Below are 17252 nucleotides of genomic sequence, written 5' to 3'. Positions count from 1 at the left end.
TGCCTCAGGCTGTTTCGAGCGCAGGCTTGGCGGCGAGAACGCCCTTCAGATAATCGCGAATGCTTTCGTCGGTGGCGTTGGCGAAGAAGTAGTCCTGGAACTTCTCGCCGGCGATGGCGGCCTTCAGCAGGTCCTGGTCCATCGTCTTCAGAACCGTCAGCATGTCGTGGCAGGTCAGGGCCTTCAGGTCGCTGAGCACGCCGCGATTCTTGCGCATGATTTCGGCGCGTTCCCTGGGATAGCCCAAGCCGCGCTCGCCCTCGAACAGCTTGCGATAGACGTCCTGCAAATTCAGTTCCGCAGCCCAGCCGAAGCCCTTGGCATAGGGCATCGAGATGGCGTTGCCGTCGTTGATCTGGCCGAACAGGAAGGCGTCGGTCGGGTCGATCACCAAACCGCAGAAGACGCCCGGCATGCTGTTGCAGGCCAGCATCGAGCCCATACCGGTTCCGCAGCCGGTGACGACGAAATCGGCCGCGCCCGAATTCAGCAGGATGCCGGTCAGGACGCCGTTCATCACATAGGTCAGCGAGGCCTTATCTTCGGCTGCATACATTCCATAGTGGAAGACGTCATGGCCCAGCGGCTCCGCGACGGCGGTCAACGCGGCGTGCACGGTCTCACTTTTGGCGGCCTGGCTGTTTTCGATGATGAGAGCGATCTTCATGTGGAATCCTTGAGGCTTTGGCTAAGCGATGCCGACATATGTGGGCGGCGTTGGTCTAATCGATTGCATCATTATATGACACCGGTTACCTAGTCCACAGAAGGACGGACCTTAGATCCGTCACTGCGGCTCGCGGTGCGAGCTCCCAAGGAGACCCGCATGTACGACGCCATGTACAACAAAGTCTATCAGGCCACCCATCCCGACATGATGGACGGCGCCTCAAACCAACAGCTGCGCGATCGCTATCTGATCGAGAACCTGTTCGTTCCGGGCAGGATCAGCCTGAATTATTCCCACCACGAGCGCATGATCATCGGCGGCGCGACACCGGCCGAGACTGCCCTGAGACTGCCCACCCAGTCGGAGCCACCCTCCTTGACCGGCGCGCCGTTCCTGCAGGCCCGTGAACTGGGCGTGGTCAATATCGGCGGCGCCGGTTCGATCACGGTGGATGGCGAGACTATCGAATTAGGCTTCCGCGACGGCCTGTATGTGCCGATGGGATCGAGCGACGTCAGCTTCGCCTCGAATAACCCCGCCGAGGCCGCGAAATTCTATCTGGTCGCCACGCCGGCCCACGCCCGCTACGACTTGACCAAGATTTCGATCGAGGAGGCTGTGCCGCTGGAAATGGGGTCGCTGGAGACCTCCAACGAACGGACCATCTATCAGTACATCGTTCCCGCCAAGGTGAGGTCCTGCCAGTTGCTGTTGGGCGTGACGGTGCTCAAGTCGGGCTCGGTGTGGAACACCATGCCGCCGCACATTCACGACCGCCGTTCGGAAGCCTACCTCTATTTCGGCCTGGGCGAAGACGACCGCGTCTTCCACTTCATGGGCGAACCAGACAAGTCACGCCACATCGTCATCGCCGACGGTGAGGCGGTGATCTGCCCGCCGTGGTCGATCCATACTGGCGCAGGCACTTCGAACTACACCTTCATCTGGGGCATGGGCGGCGAGAACCTCGACTACACCGACATGTACAAGCTCGACATTTGCCAGTTGAAGTAATCAGGACAAGAGGAAGAAAAATATGAGCAGTCCGTTCGACCTGACCGGCAAGGTCGCCCTGGTCACCGGCGGCAACGTGGGCCTGGGCCAAGGCATCGCCCTCGCTTTGGCCGAAGCCGGCGCCGACATCGTCTCGGTCGCCCTGTCGGAGTCCGACGACACGGTCGCTAAGGTCCAGGCGATGGGCCGGCGCGCCCACGCGATCAGCGCCGACCTGACCTCGATCGAGCCGGTCGAGCGCGTGGTTCAGGAAGCTCTGGCCGCCATGGGCCGGATCGATATCCTGGTGAACAACGCCGGCCTGATCCGTCGCGCCGACGCCGTGGACTTCACCGAGGCCGACTGGGACCTGGTGATGAACATCAATCTGAAGACCGTCTTCTTCATGAGCCAGGCGGTCGCCCGCCTGTTCATCAAACAGGGCGACGGCGGCAAGATCATCAACATCGCCTCCATGCTCTCCTTCCAAGGCGGGATCCGCGTGCCGTCCTACACCGCGTCCAAATCGGGCGTCGCCGGCCTGACCAAGCTGATGGCCAACGAATGGGCGCCGCACCGCATCACCGCCAACGCCATCGCCCCCGGCTATTTCGCCACCGCCAACACCCAGGCTCTGCGCGAGGACCCGGTCCGTTCGGCCGAGATCCTGGGCCGTATCCCGGCCGGGCGCTGGGGCGAGCCGTCGGACCTGGGCGGCGCGGCCGTCTTCCTGGCCAGCCGGGCCTCCGACTACGTCCAGGGCGCCATCCTGCCGGTCGACGGCGGCTGGCAGGCGCGCTGATCCAGGGCTAGGCTTGCGACCATGACCCAGGCTGCATCTTCCCGGCGCATCCTCTGCTTCGGCGAGATGCTGCTGCGGTTTTCGCCCAACGCCAACGAACTGCTGATGCAGTCGCCTGCCCTGACCGTGCGTCCCGCCGGCGCCGAGGCCAATGTCGCCGTGTCGCTGGCCCGCTTCGGCGCGCCGACCGCCATGGCGACGGTCCTGGCCGCCAATGCGCTGGGCCGCGGCGTGCGTGACGAGGTGCGCAAGCACGGAGTCGACACCTCTCAGGTCGTCTTCAAACCCGGCCGTATGGGTCTGTATTTCCTGACCCCCGGCGCCGTGCGTCGTCCGTCGGAAGTCCTCTACGACCGCGCCGGATCGGCCTTCGTCGAACATGTCGATACGGCCTTCGACTGGGACCAAATGCTGGACGGCGTCGAATGGTTGCACGCCTCGGGCGTGACGCCGGCGACGGGCCCGAACGGCTCGGCCGCCGCCGTCGCCATCATCGAGGCCGCCGTCCGCAAAGGCGTCAAGGTCAGCTACGACGGCAACTTCCGTGGCAAGTTGTGGGAACAATGGGATGGCGATCCCCCAGCCACGCTGGGCAAAATGTTGGCAGGCGCCACGGTCGCCTTCGCCGACGACCGCGACTTCGCCCTGGTGCTGAAGACGACGTTCGACAGCCCCGATCCGGCTGTGCGGCGTCGTGAAGCCGCCAAGGCCGCCTTCGCCGCCTTCCCTCGCCTGCAACGCATCGCCTGCACCCTGCGCGTTCAGGATAGCGTCGCCGACCAGGCCTTGTCGGCTGTCATGCTGACCCGCAATGGCGGCGACGTGATCGAAACCAGAGCCGAGGCCATTCACATGGCCGGCGTCGTGGACCGGGTCGGCGGCGGCGACGCCTTCGCCTCCGGTGTGCTGTTTGGCCTGTGGAGCGGCTGGTCGGATCAGGAGGCCCTCGACTTCGGCCTCGCCGCCGCCGGCTTGAAACATTCGATCCCCGGCGACTTCAACCTGTTCTCCGCCGACGATGTGCGCGCCGCTATGGGCGACGGCGGGTTCGATATCCGCCGCTGAGGCTGCTAACATTGAGATTGTGTGGAGGCCGCATGGGGAAGTCCATGCGGCCTTTTTCAATGGCGCCATAGGGCTAGGAAACCGGTGTCAATCATGCTTCAGTGATAGTTCGAAACGGTCAGAAGAAACCGTGCGAGAGAGGTCACACCAGGAGTTTCCATGTCCGTCACGTCCATGAACCGCCGCGCCTTGCTGGCCGCAGGCGCCGCCGCCACCTTCGTCGCCGCTTCAGGGCCCGTCCTGGCCCAGGCGTCGCCAGAGCGCGCCGCCATTCTGGACACCATGAAGCGCGCCGCTCGGTTCATGAGCGAAGAGGCCGCCGTCGAGGGCGGATACGTTTGGCAATATCTGCCTGACTTTTCGCGCCGTTGGGGCGAGCTTGAGGCCAACCCGACGATGATCTGGGTCCAGCCCCCGGGCACCGCGACCGTGGGCCATCTGTTCCTGGACGCCTATCACGCCACCGGCGACGAATTTTACTATGAAGCGGCCCAGAAGGCTGCAGACGCTCTGATCAAGGGCCAGCACCCTCTGGGCGGCTGGAACTATGTGATCGACACCGCCGGCGAGGAGTCGCTGAAGCAGTGGTACGGCACGGTCGCCGCCAACGCCTGGCGGTTGGAGGAATTCCACCACTACTACGGCAACGCGACGTTCGACGACGCGGGGACAGCCGAGGCGTCGCAACTGTTGCTGCGGATCTACCTTGAGAAAAAGGATCGCAAATATCTGGCGCCGCTGAACAAGGCGATCACCTTCGTACTGGAAAGCCAGTACGAGAACGGCGGCTGGCCCCAGCGCTATCCGTTCGTCGAGAACGGCGGCCTGCACGGCCATGCCGACTACACGCCCTACATCACCTTCAACGACGACGTGGCCGGCGAGAACCTGGAGTTCCTGATCTACGCCTATCACGGCCTAGCGCGAAACGGCCGGGGCGATGCGAGGATCCTGGACGCCATCAATCGCGGCATGGACATCTTCGTGAAGACCCAGCAGCCGCAGCCGCAACCGGCCTGGGGCCTGCAACACTTTCCCGACACGCTGAAGCCGGCGGGCGCCCGGACGATCGAGCCGCAAGCCTTCGTCACCCACACGACCGGCACCAACATCAAGTCGATGATGGGCTTCTATCGCCTGACGGGCGACCGCAAGTATCTGGCCCGCCTGCCCGAGGCGATGGACTGGCTGGATCAGGTCGCGGCCAAGCCGCCGCTGAACACGCCGGGCCGCACGCACCCGACCTTCATTCTGGAGGGCGCCAACACGCCGATCTACATCCACCGGCGCGGGTCCAACATCGCCAACGGCCAATATTACGCCGACGACAACCCCACCAATCTGATCGTCCACTACGGCTCGTTCCGCAATGTGGATACCCCGGCCCTGCGCGCGGAGTACGCGCGTCTGTCGGCCATGCCGGTCGATGAGGCCACGCGCGGTTCGCCGCTGAAGGCTCGCCCCGGCTCGCTGAACCTGCCCAGGTACTTCACGCTTCAGGATGTCGACGTGTGGGACATGTCCAGCGACGCTCGTCGCCCGACCGCGCCTCACGCCGGTCGCGCGGCCGAAGTCATGGCCGGGCTGAATGCGCGCGGCTATTGGCCCACGCCGCTGACAACGACGTCGAACCCGTACAAGGGCCCCTCCCCCATCGCCATCACCGGCGGTGAATATCAGATGACCCGCGTCGGCGACCTGTGGGATACCTCGCCGTACAATACTGACTTCCCGGTCGAGGGCGTCTCCACCTCAGTCTTCATCCGCAACATGGGCGACCTGATCGAGTCGTTGGGGGCTTAGGACTTTCGAAGATGTGCTTTATCCCCGCTTTCGTGGCGGGGATAACGCACTGATCCTGTGTCAAATCGCCAGCATCTCTCGGGTGATGCCCGTTACCGATTTGGCGCCGGTCAGGGTCATGGCGACGCGTATTTCCTTTTCGAACAGATCCAGCAGGTTTTCGACCCCCGCTTGGCCCTTCGCCGCCAGGGCGTAGATGAAGGCCCGGCCCAGCAGGACAGCGTCGGCGCCCAGGGCGATGGCGCGGACCACGTCCAGACCGTTGCGGATGCCGGAATCCACCAGAATCTTCAGCTCGCCCTGCACCGCGTTGGCGATGGCGGGCAGAGCGCAGGCAGACGACAGCACTCCATCCAACTGACGCCCGCCGTGGTTCGACACCACGATGCCGTCTGCGCCGAAGCTGACGGCGTCGCGGGCGTCTTGCGGATCCAGGATGCCCTTGATGATCATCGGCCCGTCCCAGAAATCGCGGATCCATTGCAGATCCTTCCACGAAATCGACGGATCGAAGTTGTTCGCCAGCCAACCGATGTAGTCGGCCAGGCCCGTCGGCTTCCCAAGATAGGCCGACACATTGCCCAGATCGTGCGGCGTGCCGCGCACCCCGACGTCCCAGGCCCAGGCCGGATGGGTCATGGCCTGGATCATGCGGCGAATCTCGGCATTGGGCCCGCTCATACCCGAATGGGCGTCGCGATAGCGAGCGCCCGGCGTGGGCATGTCGACGGTGAAGACCAGGGTCTTCACACCCGCCGCCTTGGCCCGTTCCAGCGCATTCCTCATGAAGCCGCGATCGCGCAGCACATAGAGCTGGAACCACATGGGCCGGTCGATGGCCGGCGCGACCTCCTCGATCGGGCAGACAGACACGGTCGACATCGTGAACGGCACGCCGCGCGAGGCCGCCGCCTTGGCCGCCTGGACCTCGCCACGCCGGGCGTACATGCCGGTCAGACCGACCGGCGCCAGGATGATCGGCAGGCGCAGGGTCTCGTCAAACAGCTTGGTCTCAAGGCTGAGGCTCGTCATGTCCTGCAGCACGCGCTGGCGCAGGGCGATCGCTTGCCAGTCCTCAACGTTGCGACGCAGGGTCTGCTCGGCATAGGCGCCGCCGTCGATGTAATGAAACAAGAAGGGCGGCAGCTTGCGCCGCGCCGCTTCCCGATAATCGCTCGGCGACGAAATGATCACGGCTTGGCCTTACTGAAAGTTGGCGAAAGCGCCGCCGTCCACCAGCAGCGCCGCACCGGACATATAACTCGCCATGTCCGAGGCCAAAAAGGCGACGACCGAGGCGATGTCCTCGGGCCGACCCAGACGCCCCAGCGGAATGCGACCTTCCATATATTCGCGCTTATGCGGATCGGCGAGATCGTCCTTGTTGATGTCGGTGGCGATGGTGCCGGGCAGGACCGAATTGCAGCGGATGCCGTGACGACCCAGCGCGACGGCGCAGGACTGCATCAGGCTGTGCACCCCCGCCTTGGTCGGTGTGTAGTGGGTTTGCATCTCGCCGCCGACCAGGGCGGAGATGGAGCTTATGGCGACAATTGACCCGCCGTCGCCCTGCTTCACCATCTGGTTGGCGGCGGCCTGGGTCATGAAGTAGGCGCCGTGCAGATTGACCTCCATCGTCCGGCGCAGGGTCTCGACCGGCATGTCGAGGAAGGCGTGGAACGGACAGATGCCGGCGTTTGAGACGAAGACGTCTACCCGGCCCAGCACCTGAACGGCGGCGTCGACGAAGTCTGCGGCGCTCTCGGGCTGCGCAACGTCCCCGTCCACGGCGATGGCGCGGCGGCCCAGCGCTTGAATCTCGGCGACCACCTGGGCGGCGGCCGTCTCGTCGCGATAGGTGTTGAGAGCGACGTCGGCGCCCTGGCGCGCAGCTTCGATCGCCGTCGCCCGTCCGATACCCCGCGATGCGCCCGTGATCAGGACGACCTTGTTCTCAAGCAGCATGCGGGCTCCGGTGATGGTTCGGCTTCAGGGTTTGGGCGACCAGCCCAGGTCGGCGCTGATCGCGTCGGCGGCCTCGGTCACGGTCTTGGTCAGTTCGGTCATCCGGGCGTCGGACATATATTGCGCAGCGGAAGACACGCTAAGCGCGGCGACGATCTGGCCGTTCACCGAACGGATCGGCGCGGCGACGCAACGGATCTGGTCTTCGTTCTCTTCCAGATCGAAGGCGTAGCCCTTCTGGGCGTAGCCATGCATCCGCTCCAGCCAGACGGCGCGGGCGGCCGAGTCGAACTTGGCGCCAGGCTCGGCGTAGAAGTCGATCCAATCCGCCTCGGTCTTGTCCAGGATCAGCGCCTTGCCCAAGCCGGTCGAGGCGATGGGATGACGCTCGCCCAGACGCGAGCCGATGTTGATGCGACGCCGGCCGGCGACCTTGTCCAGATAGAGCGCATGGCGGCCGTCCAGCACGCCGAGATGCACCGTGTCGTCCGTCTGGGCCGACAGCTGTTCCAGCCAGGGCCGAGCCACGCGCGGCAGATGCATCTGCTGGCTTGCGGCGTGACCCAGTTCAAGCAGTTTGGGGCCAAGGGAATAGCCTTCGCGCGGGCGGAACGACAGCAGGCGACGCTCGACCAGGGCCGAGGCCAGACGGTGCGTGGTGCTGCGGGTCAGATCCAGCTTTTCGGACAGTTCCGCCAAGGGCAGAGAACCCTCGATGAGGGCGTCGATGACGTCCAGACCACGCAGCAGGGTTTGGCTGCCGGACGCCTTGGCCCCCGCCTCTTCTTCCCCATCGACCTGCACGGTCTTGATTGACGACGATCGTCCCATTTCGTAATCCTCATTCTCAGAATGTAGCAATACGCGCAAGTCGCTCCGCCACATCGGCCTGACTTTGACGCTATGCACGGAGGAACGCCAGTGAAATCCCGCATTATGGGAGCAAATCACCAATCACTGGTGATGACGCGATGAGCCGCCTGCCCCGCATCAAACACGTCCGCGCCTTCGTCGTGAAAAACGACGGCACGGGAGGCGGCGCCGACTATCACGATCAGGGCGACGGTCACTGGATCGACGACCACATCGCCACCCCCATGGCGAGATACCCGGAGTACCGCCAGAGCCGCCGCAGCTTCGGCATCAATGTGCTGGGCACGCTGGTGGTGGAGATCGAGGCCGAAAACGGCGTGGTCGGTTTTGCGGTGACCACCGGCGGCGAACCCGCCGCCTATATCGTCGAGAAACACTTGGCCCGCTTCCTGGAGGGCCGCGATCCGTCCGAGGTCGAGAAGATCTGGGACCAGATGTATTTCTCGACCCAGTATTACGGCCGAAAAGGTCTGGTGGTGAACGCCATCTCCGGCGTGGATCTGGCGCTGTGGGACCTGCTGGGCCGTCTGCGTCAGGAGCCGGTTTTCGCCATGCTGGGCGGGGCGGTGCGCGACGAACTGACCTTCTACGCCACCGGTGCGCGGCCCGACAAAGCCAAGGAACTGGGCTTCATCGGCGGCAAGATGCCCCTGCACCACGGCCCGGCCGAGGGCGAGGAAGGCCTGCACAAGAACATCGCTGAACTCGCAGCCATGCGGAACGCCTGCGGCGACGATTTTTGGCTGATGTTCGACTGCTGGATGGCGCTGGACCTGAACTACGCCACGCGGCTGGCTCAGGAGGCCCACAAGCTGGGTCTGAAGTGGATCGAGGAGGCGCTCAGCCCCGACGACTACTGGGGCTATCAGGCGCTGAAGAAGAACGCTCCCAAGGGGATGCTGGTCACGACCGGCGAGCATGAGGCCACCCGCTGGGGCTTCCGCATGCTCTTGGAGATGGAATGCTGCGACATCATCCAGCCGGACGTGGGCTGGTGCGGCGGCGTCACCGAACTGATCAAGATCTCCGCCATGGCCGACGCCAAGGGCGTGCTGATGATCCCGCACGGCTCATCGGTCTATTCCTACCACTTCGTGGTGACCCGCCATAACAGCCCGTTCGCCGAGTTCCTGATGATGGCCCCCGGCGCCGACGAGGTCGTGCCCATGTTCCATCCGCAACTGATCGGCGAACCCGTCCCCGTAAACGGCCGCCTGAAGGTTCCAGATACCCCCGGCTTCGGCGTTGAGCTGAACCGCGGCATCGCCCTGCATCGCCCGTACGCGCGCTAAGACGAAAGCCCTACTTCCACCATGAAACTACTGCGTTACGGGCCCAAGGGCCAGGAAAAGCCGGGCACGCTGGACGCCGAGGGGCGCATCCGCGACCTGTCGGGCGTTATCGCCGACGTCACACCGGACCAACTGCACGGCCCGGCGCTCGAGGCGCTGAAGGCCATCGACCCGACCACCCTGCCCCTGGTCGAGGGCCAGCCCCGCTATGGCGTGCCGATCAATGGCGTGCGCAAATTCCTGGCCATCGGCCTGAACTTCGCAGATCACGCGGAGGAATCGAACCTGCCGATCCCGGCCGAGCCGGTCCTGTTCACCAAGGCCATCACCTGTCTGAACGGGCCGAACGATGACGTGGTCATCCCGCGCGGTTCGGAAAAGACCGATTGGGAGGTCGAGCTGGGCATCGTCATCGGCAAGCCCGCCTCCTACGTCATCCAGGCCGAGGCGCTGGATCATGTCGCCGGCTATGTCCTGATCAACGACGTGTCCGAGCGCGCCTATCAGACCGAGCGCGGCGGCACCTGGGACAAGGGCAAGGGCTGCGACAGCTTCGGTCCCGTCGGCCCCTGGCTGGTCACGACTGACGAGGTCGGCGACGTCCAGAACCTGGACATGTGGCTGGATCTGAACGGCAAGCGAATGCAGACCGGCAACACCCGCACCATGATCTTCGGCGTCGCCGAGATCGTCTCCTATCTGTCAGAGTTCATGACGCTGGAGCCTGGCGACCTGATCACCACCGGCACCCCGCCTGGCGTGGGCCTGGGCCAGAAGCCGCCGCTCTATCTCAAGGCTGGCGACACGGTCCGTCTGGGCATCCAGAAGCTGGGTGAACAGGGTCAGACCTTCGTGGAGTGGACCCGATGAGCGCCTACCGGGATCGGTTCGCGGGCCGCACCGCCGTCGTCACCGGCGGCGCCTCCGGCCTAGGCAAGGCCTCGGCCGCCCGGATCGTCTCCGAGGGTGGCAAAGTCGTACTGTGGGATCTGAACGCCGACGCGCTGGAGGCGGCGGCCGAAGAGGTCGGCGCGACCCACGTCGTGGCCCTGGACGTCTCGGACGCAGACGCCGTCGCTGCGGCGGCCGAGGTATCCAACAAGGCGCTGGGCAAGATCGACATCCTGATCGCCTCGGCCGGCATCACCGGCGCCACCGTGCCGGTGCACGAGTTCCCGATCGACAGCTGGAAACGCGTCGTCGACATCAATCTGAACGGCGTCTTCTACTGCTGCCGCGCCATCGTGCCCTTCATGCTGACCAACGGCTATGGCCGCATCGTCAACGTGGCCTCGGTCGCGGGCAAGGAAGGCAACCCCAACGCCAGCGCCTATTCGGCGTCCAAGGCCGGCGTCATCGGCTTCACCAAGTCGCTGGGCAAGGAACTGGCCGGCAAGGGCGTCATCGCCAACAGCCTGACCCCGGCCACCTTCGAAAGCCCGATCTTGGCCCAGATGCCGCAAAGCCAGGTCGACTACATGCGCTCCAAGATCCCCATGGGTCGCCTGGGCGAGGTCGACGAGAGCGCCGCCATGGTCTGTTTCATGGCCTCGGAAGAATGCAGCTTCACCACCGCCTCGACGTTCGACACGTCGGGCGGACGCACCACCTACTAGGCGCGAAAGGTGGGTTCGGATCTTCGCATCGTCGACAGCCACGTCCACCTGTGGGACCTGTCGCGTGTGCGCTATGGCTGGCTTCAGGACGATCCCCTGCCGAACAATCCGGCGGGGGACATGAGCCCCATCGCCAACGCGAACTACCTGCTGGACGACTACCTCGACGACACGACCGGCTGGCGCGTGGATAAGATCGTCCACGTCGAGGCCGGCCAGCCGGTGGGCCAGCAGTTGGCCGAGACCGACTGGCTCCAGTCCCTGGCCGATAACCGTGGCTACCCGCACGCCATTGTCGCCGGCGCCGATATGCTGGATCCCGACCTCGACGCCCTGCTGGAGGCCCACGCGGCACGCCCGAACGTGCGCGGCGTGCGCCAGATCGTCTGCTGGTACGAGGATCCGCTGAAGACCTATACCGACCGCGACCTGTTGCGGGATCCTCAGTGGGTCGAGGGTTTCGCCAAGCTGGCGCGCCACGGTCTGTCGTTCGACCTTCAGCTCTATCCGTCGCAGATGGCGACCGCCGCCATCATCGCCTCGCGCCACCCCGACATCCCCATGATCGTCAATCACGCCGGCCTGCCGACGGATCGGGACGAGGCGGGGATGGAGCGCTGGCGCAACGGCCTGCGCCTGCTGGCCGCACAGCCCCAAGTCTCGATCAAGATCTCGGGCCTGGGCATCACCGACCGCGCGTGGACACCCGACAGCATCCGCCCCGTCGTTCTGGAATGCATCGACGCCTTTGGGACCGAGCGGGCCATGTTCGCCTCCGACTTCCCCGTCGAAAGCGTCCACGGGACCTTCGACGCCTTCTACTCCGCCTTCGAAGCGATCACGGCCGACTTCTCGGCCGACGAACGCGACCGCCTGTTCGCCGCCAACGCCGAGGCGATCTACCGCATCTAACCCAGTCCGCCGAAGCCGCACCAAGACGGCTAGGCCCCGAGGAACACCAGGAGAATATCCCATGGTCATCGAGACCGACGCCGCCCACACGCCCGGAGGCCTCGCCAAGCCTGCCGCCTCCCTGAAGGGCCCGCTGGCCTTCGCCATCGCCTGCTTCCTGATCTGGGGCCTGGCCTATGGTCTGCTGGACGTGCTGAACAAGCATTTCCAGGAGACGCTGAGCATCAGCCAAGCCGACAGCGCCTGGCTGCAGATCGCCTATTTCGGGGCCTATCTGCTGCTGTCGATCCCGGCGGGCATGCTGCTGCACGCGCGAGGCTACAAGTTCGGCATCGTGTCGGGCCTGGCGGTCACGGCCATCGGCGCCCTGTTGTTCATTCCGGCGGCTGGCGCAGGCGCCTTCCTGCCCTTCGTCGGCTCGATGTTCGTCCTCGCCGCCGGCCTGTGCATCCTGGAGACCAGCGCCGACACCTACGTCAACGTCCTAGGCGATCCGTCCAAAGCCTCCCAGCGGCTGAACCTGGCCCAGTCGTTCAACGCTCTGGGCGTCTTCTTCGGCCCGCTGATCGGCGGCGCGGTCTTCTTCAGCCCGACCACGACCGAGGCCCTGGGCGGCGCGACCCGCTCGATCCAGATCGTCTACGGGCTGATCGCCGTCGGCGTGGTCCTGTTCGCCCTCGCCGTCTGGCGCGCGCGCCTGCCGGAAACCGGCCTTTCGGACCACGGCGGCGCGGTGGAGGGCGACGCCCCCGCCCTGCCCCTGTCGCAACAGCCGCACTTCATCGCCGGCGTGATCACCCAGGCCCTCTACATCGGCGCCCAAGTCGGCATCGGCGCCTATTTCATCAATCTGGTGACCCACAACTGGCAGGGCCTGACCTCGCAGCAAGGCGCCTTCATGCTGTCGCTGGCGGCCATCGGCTATCTGGTCGGACGCTTCTTCGCCACCGCTCTGCTGCTGAAGGTCCGCCCCCGCGCCTTGCTGACGGCTTATGGCGTGATCAATGTGGTCCTGACCCTGGTCGTCGCCGCCGGCATCGACAAGGTCTCGCCCATCGCCCTGCTGGCCGTCTTCTTCTTCATGTCGACCATGTTCGCCACCATCTTCGCCCTGGGCACCACCGGCCTGGGCGCGGGGACCAAGAAGGCCTCGTCCCTGATGGTCATGGCCATCGGCGGCGGCGTGCTGCTGCCCTGGCCCATGGGCAAGATCGCCGACCTGTACGGCGCCAATGTCGCCTTCCTGCTGCCGGCCGTCTGCTTCGCCGTTGTCGCCTGGTACGGCTGGAGGGGAGCTGGCCTTGGACTGAAGAAGGACGCCGCCTGATGCGCCTGCGCACCGCCCTCCTCGCCTTCACCCTGCTCGCCGGCCCCACGGCCGCCTGCGCCCAGACGGTGACGCCTACCGCCGCCGTCGCGCCCGCCGCGCCGATAGACCGGCACGCCCTGGTCACGCGCCACAACGTCAGCCTGACCGCCATCGACCGACATGCCCCGATCATGCTGGGTAACGGCGACCTGGGCTTCACCGCCGACATCACCGGGCTCCAGACCTTCCCGGAGCAGTATTCGGAACTGTCGCCCCTGCTGACCATGGCCCAGTGGGCCTGGCACAGCTTTCCCAATCCGAACGGCTATACCGAACAGGATGGCCTGATCGACGTGCCCGTGCCGGGTCGGGGCGAGCAGCCCTATGCCTGGATGAAGTCCTGGGACGTGGCGGAAACCCAACCCGCCTACACCTGGCTGCGGGCCAATCCGCATCGGTTCTCGCTCAGCCGCATCGGCCTGACCTTCGCAGACGGCAAGCCTCTGGACTTCGCCAAGGTCGCCGACACGCGCCAGACGCTGGACCTGTGGTCCGGCGCCCTGACCAGCCGTTTCACCTATGACGGCCAGCCGGTCGAGGTCGTGACCCGCGTCCACCCGACGCTGGACATGGTGATGGTCGAGATCGCCTCGCCCCTGGTCGCCGCCCAGGGTCTGGGCGTCCAAATCCGCTATCCTGGCGTGAACCCCGCCATCAATCCCGACCCGACGACGTTCGAGGCCTCTGATACGCAAAGCCTGAGCATCGTCGCCTCCGACACGGGCGACGTCCACATTCGCCGCACCCTGGACGACACCACCTATTATTCCGGTATCACCGCGTCCGGTAAGATCGAACAGAGCGGCGCCGGCGCCTTCCGTGTCGTCTCCTCCGGTCGCGACCGGCTGACCGTCATGGTCCGTTTCGATCAGCAGGAGCCCGTCGAGAAGACACCCGCCTATTCCGCCGGCGTCCAGGCGACCGCCGCACACTGGAACGCCTTCTGGACCCAGGGCGGCGCCGTCGATTTTTCGGGGTCAACCGACCCGCGCGCAGCCGAGCTGGAGCGGCGTGTGGTCCTGTCTCAGTACCTGTCGGCCGTTAACGGCGCCGGCGAACTGCCTCCGCAGGAAGAGGGCCTGTTCTCCAACAGCTGGTACGGCAAGTTCCATCTGGAAATGCATCCCTGGCACTCCGGCTGGCAAGCGATGTGGGGTCACGCCGACATGCTGGAGCGCAGCCTGCCTTGGTATGTCGGCAATCTGGACAACGCGCGCGCCGAGGCCGTCCGTCACCACGTCAAGGGCGCTTGGTGGCCCAAGATGGTGGGGCCAGAGGGTCGCAATAGCCCCAGTCTGGTCTCGCCCTTTATCATGTGGCAGCAGCCGCATCCGATCCTTTTGGCCGAACTGGTCTGGCGCGCCGGAAAGGATCCGGCCGTACTCGATCGATACGGCGAGGTAGTCGAGGCGACCGCCGACCTGTTGGCCTCCTGGCCCATCCAACGCGACGGCCGGCTGAACCTGGGCGCGCCGATGATCCCGGCGCAGGAGAACTATGATCCCCTGACCACGGTGAACCCGACGTTCGAAGTCGAGTATTTCCGCTGGGCCCTTGAAACCGCGCAACAGTGGCGCGAACGCAAGGGTCAGGCCCGCCGCGCCGACTGGGATCAGGCTCTAGCCAAGATCGCCCTGCCACCGATGAAGGACGGCCTGTACCTGCCGATCGAGAACCTTCCGGACTTCTGGGAGACGGCCATGTCCGACGCCTGCCGCAGGCACGCGGCGGCGACCCAGTGCAAGAACCGCGACCACCCCTCCTTCCTGATGGCCTATGGCTTCATCCCAGGCGCGCGGATCGATCCAACCGCCATGCGCCGCACGTTTGAAGCGGTGGAGCAGAACTGGGACGTGCGCCAGACCTGGGGCTGGGATTTCCCGATGATCGCGATGACGGCGGCTCGCCTCGGCGAACCGGACAAGGCGGTGAACTGGCTGTTTGCTGACCTGAAAAACAATCAGTGGGGCGTTAACGGCATGACGCCTCGCGTTCACCTGGATGAACACGCCGACGAACTGGTGCCCGTCTCGGCCGGCGCCGGCGGCGTGACTATGGCGGTCAATCCGGATGGTCCGGGCTATCGCCGCGCAGCCGAGACCTATTTCCCGTCCAACGGATCCCTGCTTATGGCCGTCGGTCTGATGGCGGCGGGTTGGGACGGGTCCAGCGGCCACGCGCCCGGCTTCCCCAAGCAAGGCTGGACCGTCCGTGTCGAAGGCCTGACCCCTGCGCCATAATCCAGAAAACCCGAGAGGAACGCCCCAATGACGACCTCGAGACGCACCGCCCTGAAGGCCCTGCTGAGCGCCCCCGCCGTCGGCGCCTTCACCACGACGACCGCTCAGGCGCGGACCACGCCGGCTGTCCCGCCAGCGCCGGGACAGACCCCCGTCTGGCCCGCGCCCAACACCGCCCCGCCCTCGACTCAAGAGACGCCGGTCGAGCGGCCGCGCTGGGATGGCCCGGTGCCGACCGAGTGGGTCGATCCGAAGACCGGCCATCGCATCCGCCGCGTCTCGCCCGATGGCGGAGGCGGAAAGCCCTATTTCTACAAGAATATGTTCCTGCCGAAGAAGGCCGGGGCGCCCGACCTGATGGTCATCTCGACGCCTCAGGGCATCTCGACCGTCAATCTGGCGACCTGGGCCGTTGACGTTCTGGTCCCCAACCATGACGCCGACCTGATGTTCACGGGCCGCAAGGGGCGCAACGTCTATTACTCGGTGACCGCGCCTGGCGAAGGCCAGTTGATGGACCGCGCCAAGACCCTGTTCGTCATCGACGTCGACACCAAACAGCGTCGCGAGGTCGGCCGGATTTCGAACGGCCAGATCAACTCGGTCAATGCCGATGAGACCCTGCTGTTGGGCTTCGTGGCGTATGACAGCCAACCGCTCCAGCCGACCGTGCCCGACCCGCGCAACCGCCGCTTCGATCAGGCCGAATACGAAGCTGATGGGCCGGACGGAAAGCCGCTGAACTTCGCCCGCGCCAAGGGCGTGCGGATGCTTCAGCGCTGGGCCGCGCGCTATCCGATGGAAATCTTCGTCATCGACCTGACCACGGGCGAGCGACGCGTGATCCACAAGACCAACGAATGGATCGGCCACACCCAGTTCTCGCCCACCGATCCTCAGCAGATCATTTTTTGCCATGAAGGGCCTTGGCACCGCGTGGACCGAATGTGGGCTATCCGCGCCGATGGTACGAGCCTGAGAAAGACCCATCAGCGGACGATGAACTTCGAGATCTTCGGCCACGAATGGTTCAGCCCGGACGGCAGACAGGTGCTCTATGACCTGCAAACCCCGCGCGGCCAGGTCTTCTGGGTCGCCTCGGTCGATCTGGAGACGGGCCGCCGGGTCTATCGCAAGGTCGAGCAGAATGACTGGTCGGTTCATTACAACGTCTCGCCGGACGGCCGTCTGTTCGCTGGCGACGGCGGCGACGGCGACATGGTCGCTCATGCGCCAGACGGTAAATGGCTAGTCCTGTTGCGCCCCGAACCGATCGTCGATGAAGATCCGTCGAGCGACAAGGACAACCAGATCTTCGTCGAATATCTGCGCTCCGAGCGGCTCGTGGATATGTCCAACCATGACTACCGGCTTGAGCCGAATCTGACTTTCACGCCGGACGCAAAATGGATCGTCTTCGTGTCGAACATGCACGGCGCCAACCACGTCTATGCTGTCGAAGTCGATCGTAGCGCTTAGGAACATCGCCAGCTTCTCGAGCCCTAACGCCTGAGATGTCGAGGATTTATCGACATCTCAGCGGAATCTCTCGGTCCTGACATCACCTTGTTGCAAAATGCGGGAAGCTGTTGCAATAAGCGACACGTCGCCAATCTGAATATACGCGACAGCATGCCACAAAATGACACCGG

The 17252-nt window shown here is 65.0% G+C and carries 15 protein-coding genes; 11 read left to right on the top strand and 4 right to left on the bottom strand.

Annotation, left to right across the window (positions count from 1 at the left end; translation table 11 throughout):
* Positions 1-4: 4 nt before the first annotated feature.
* Positions 5-667, bottom strand: a complete 663-nt coding sequence (locus ASF81_RS11115) for an RpiB/LacA/LacB family sugar-phosphate isomerase (protein WP_055808570.1) — start codon at positions 665-667, stop codon at positions 5-7.
* Positions 668-838: 171 nt separating this feature from the next.
* Between ASF81_RS11115 and kduI the strand changes: the two genes are divergently transcribed.
* From kduI to ASF81_RS11095, 4 genes are all read left to right on the top strand, one after another.
* Positions 839-1684, top strand: a complete 846-nt coding sequence (kduI, locus tag ASF81_RS11110; RefSeq protein ID WP_055808744.1) for a 5-dehydro-4-deoxy-D-glucuronate isomerase — start codon at positions 839-841, stop codon at positions 1682-1684.
* A gap of 22 nt (positions 1685-1706) precedes the next feature.
* On the top strand, positions 1707-2465 hold the full coding sequence (gene kduD / locus ASF81_RS11105) for a 2-dehydro-3-deoxy-D-gluconate 5-dehydrogenase KduD (RefSeq protein ID WP_055808568.1): 759 nt from the start codon (positions 1707-1709) through the stop codon (positions 2463-2465).
* A 21-nt stretch (positions 2466-2486) separates the two neighbouring features.
* Positions 2487-3530, top strand: a complete 1044-nt coding sequence (locus tag ASF81_RS11100) for a sugar kinase (RefSeq protein ID WP_055808566.1) — start codon at positions 2487-2489, stop codon at positions 3528-3530.
* A 159-nt stretch (positions 3531-3689) separates the two neighbouring features.
* Positions 3690-5333: a pectate lyase gene (locus ASF81_RS11095; protein ID WP_055808564.1), complete on the top strand. Its 1644-nt coding sequence runs from the start codon at positions 3690-3692 to the stop codon at positions 5331-5333.
* A 60-nt stretch (positions 5334-5393) separates the two neighbouring features.
* Here ASF81_RS11095 and lldD read toward each other — a convergent pair whose 3' ends face one another.
* The 3 genes from lldD to ASF81_RS11080 are packed head-to-tail and all read right to left on the bottom strand — an operon-like array spanning position 5394 to position 8129.
* On the bottom strand, positions 5394-6527 hold the full coding sequence (gene lldD / locus ASF81_RS11090) for an FMN-dependent L-lactate dehydrogenase LldD (RefSeq protein WP_055808562.1): 1134 nt from the start codon (positions 6525-6527) through the stop codon (positions 5394-5396).
* Positions 6528-6536: 9 nt separating this feature from the next.
* Positions 6537-7298: an SDR family NAD(P)-dependent oxidoreductase gene (locus ASF81_RS11085; RefSeq protein WP_055808560.1), complete on the bottom strand. Its 762-nt coding sequence runs from the start codon at positions 7296-7298 to the stop codon at positions 6537-6539.
* A gap of 24 nt (positions 7299-7322) precedes the next feature.
* The gene (locus ASF81_RS11080) at positions 7323-8129 is read right to left on the bottom strand and encodes an IclR family transcriptional regulator (RefSeq protein WP_055808558.1); all 807 of its coding nucleotides are present in this window, start codon (positions 8127-8129) and stop codon (positions 7323-7325) included.
* A gap of 140 nt (positions 8130-8269) precedes the next feature.
* Here ASF81_RS11080 and rhmD point away from each other — a divergent pair, with 140 nt between their 5' ends.
* From rhmD to ASF81_RS11045, 7 genes are all read left to right on the top strand, one after another.
* Positions 8270-9463: an L-rhamnonate dehydratase gene (rhmD, locus tag ASF81_RS11075; protein WP_055808557.1), complete on the top strand. Its 1194-nt coding sequence runs from the start codon at positions 8270-8272 to the stop codon at positions 9461-9463.
* A gap of 21 nt (positions 9464-9484) precedes the next feature.
* Entirely contained in the window at positions 9485-10333 is an 849-nt protein-coding gene (locus ASF81_RS11070) for a fumarylacetoacetate hydrolase family protein (RefSeq protein ID WP_055808556.1), read from the top strand.
* A complete protein-coding gene (locus ASF81_RS11065) occupies positions 10330-11079 on the top strand; it encodes an SDR family NAD(P)-dependent oxidoreductase (RefSeq protein ID WP_055808555.1) in 750 nt (249 codons plus the stop codon). Before ASF81_RS11070 ends, ASF81_RS11065 begins: the two co-directional genes overlap by 4 nt.
* A 9-nt stretch (positions 11080-11088) precedes the next feature.
* Positions 11089-11991, top strand: coding sequence for an amidohydrolase (locus ASF81_RS11060; protein WP_055808554.1), 903 nt, complete (start codon positions 11089-11091; stop codon positions 11989-11991).
* 61 nt (positions 11992-12052) lie between these two features.
* A complete protein-coding gene (locus tag ASF81_RS11055; protein WP_055808553.1) occupies positions 12053-13318 on the top strand; it encodes a sugar MFS transporter in 1266 nt (421 codons plus the stop codon).
* Complete coding sequence (locus ASF81_RS11050; protein ID WP_235559337.1) at positions 13318-15600, top strand: hypothetical protein; 2283 nt, start codon at positions 13318-13320, stop codon at positions 15598-15600. Before ASF81_RS11055 ends, ASF81_RS11050 begins: the two co-directional genes overlap by 1 nt.
* Before the next feature lie 27 nt (positions 15601-15627).
* On the top strand, positions 15628-17079 hold the full coding sequence (locus ASF81_RS11045) for an oligogalacturonate lyase family protein (protein WP_055808552.1): 1452 nt from the start codon (positions 15628-15630) through the stop codon (positions 17077-17079).
* The last annotated feature ends 173 nt before the right edge of the window (positions 17080-17252 follow it).

Origin of the sequence: Brevundimonas sp. Leaf168 (assembly GCF_001423685.1) — a bacterium.
Classification (GTDB): Bacteria; Pseudomonadota; Alphaproteobacteria; order Caulobacterales; family Caulobacteraceae; genus Brevundimonas; species Brevundimonas vesicularis_C.
The sequence above is the reverse complement of the archived record's forward strand: the minus strand, read 5'-3'. Positions and strand labels throughout refer to the sequence as shown.

Excerpts from the sequence above, each read along its gene's own strand:
- ASF81_RS11055 (WP_055808553.1), top strand. The coding sequence starts at position 12,053 with ATGGTCATCGAGACCGACGCCGCCCACACGCCCGGAGGCCTCGCCAAG.
- ASF81_RS11070 (WP_055808556.1), top strand. The coding sequence starts at position 9,485 with ATGAAACTACTGCGTTACGGGCCCAAGGGCCAGGAAAAGCCGGGCACG.
- ASF81_RS11065 (WP_055808555.1), top strand. The coding sequence starts at position 10,330 with ATGAGCGCCTACCGGGATCGGTTCGCGGGCCGCACCGCCGTCGTCACC.
- kduD (WP_055808568.1), top strand. The coding sequence starts at position 1,707 with ATGAGCAGTCCGTTCGACCTGACCGGCAAGGTCGCCCTGGTCACCGGC.
- ASF81_RS11080 (WP_055808558.1), bottom strand. The coding sequence starts at position 8,129 with ATGGGACGATCGTCGTCAATCAAGACCGTGCAGGTCGATGGGGAAGAA.
- ASF81_RS11115 (WP_055808570.1), bottom strand. The coding sequence starts at position 667 with ATGAAGATCGCTCTCATCATCGAAAACAGCCAGGCCGCCAAAAGTGAG.
- ASF81_RS11085 (WP_055808560.1), bottom strand. The coding sequence starts at position 7,298 with ATGCTGCTTGAGAACAAGGTCGTCCTGATCACGGGCGCATCGCGGGGT.
- ASF81_RS11045 (WP_055808552.1), top strand. The coding sequence starts at position 15,628 with ATGACGACCTCGAGACGCACCGCCCTGAAGGCCCTGCTGAGCGCCCCC.
- ASF81_RS11050 (WP_235559337.1), top strand. The coding sequence starts at position 13,318 with ATGCGCCTGCGCACCGCCCTCCTCGCCTTCACCCTGCTCGCCGGCCCC.
- kduI (WP_055808744.1), top strand. The coding sequence starts at position 839 with ATGTACAACAAAGTCTATCAGGCCACCCATCCCGACATGATGGACGGC.
- ASF81_RS11095 (WP_055808564.1), top strand. The coding sequence starts at position 3,690 with ATGTCCGTCACGTCCATGAACCGCCGCGCCTTGCTGGCCGCAGGCGCC.
- rhmD (WP_055808557.1), top strand. The coding sequence starts at position 8,270 with ATGAGCCGCCTGCCCCGCATCAAACACGTCCGCGCCTTCGTCGTGAAA.
- ASF81_RS11100 (WP_055808566.1), top strand. The coding sequence starts at position 2,487 with ATGACCCAGGCTGCATCTTCCCGGCGCATCCTCTGCTTCGGCGAGATG.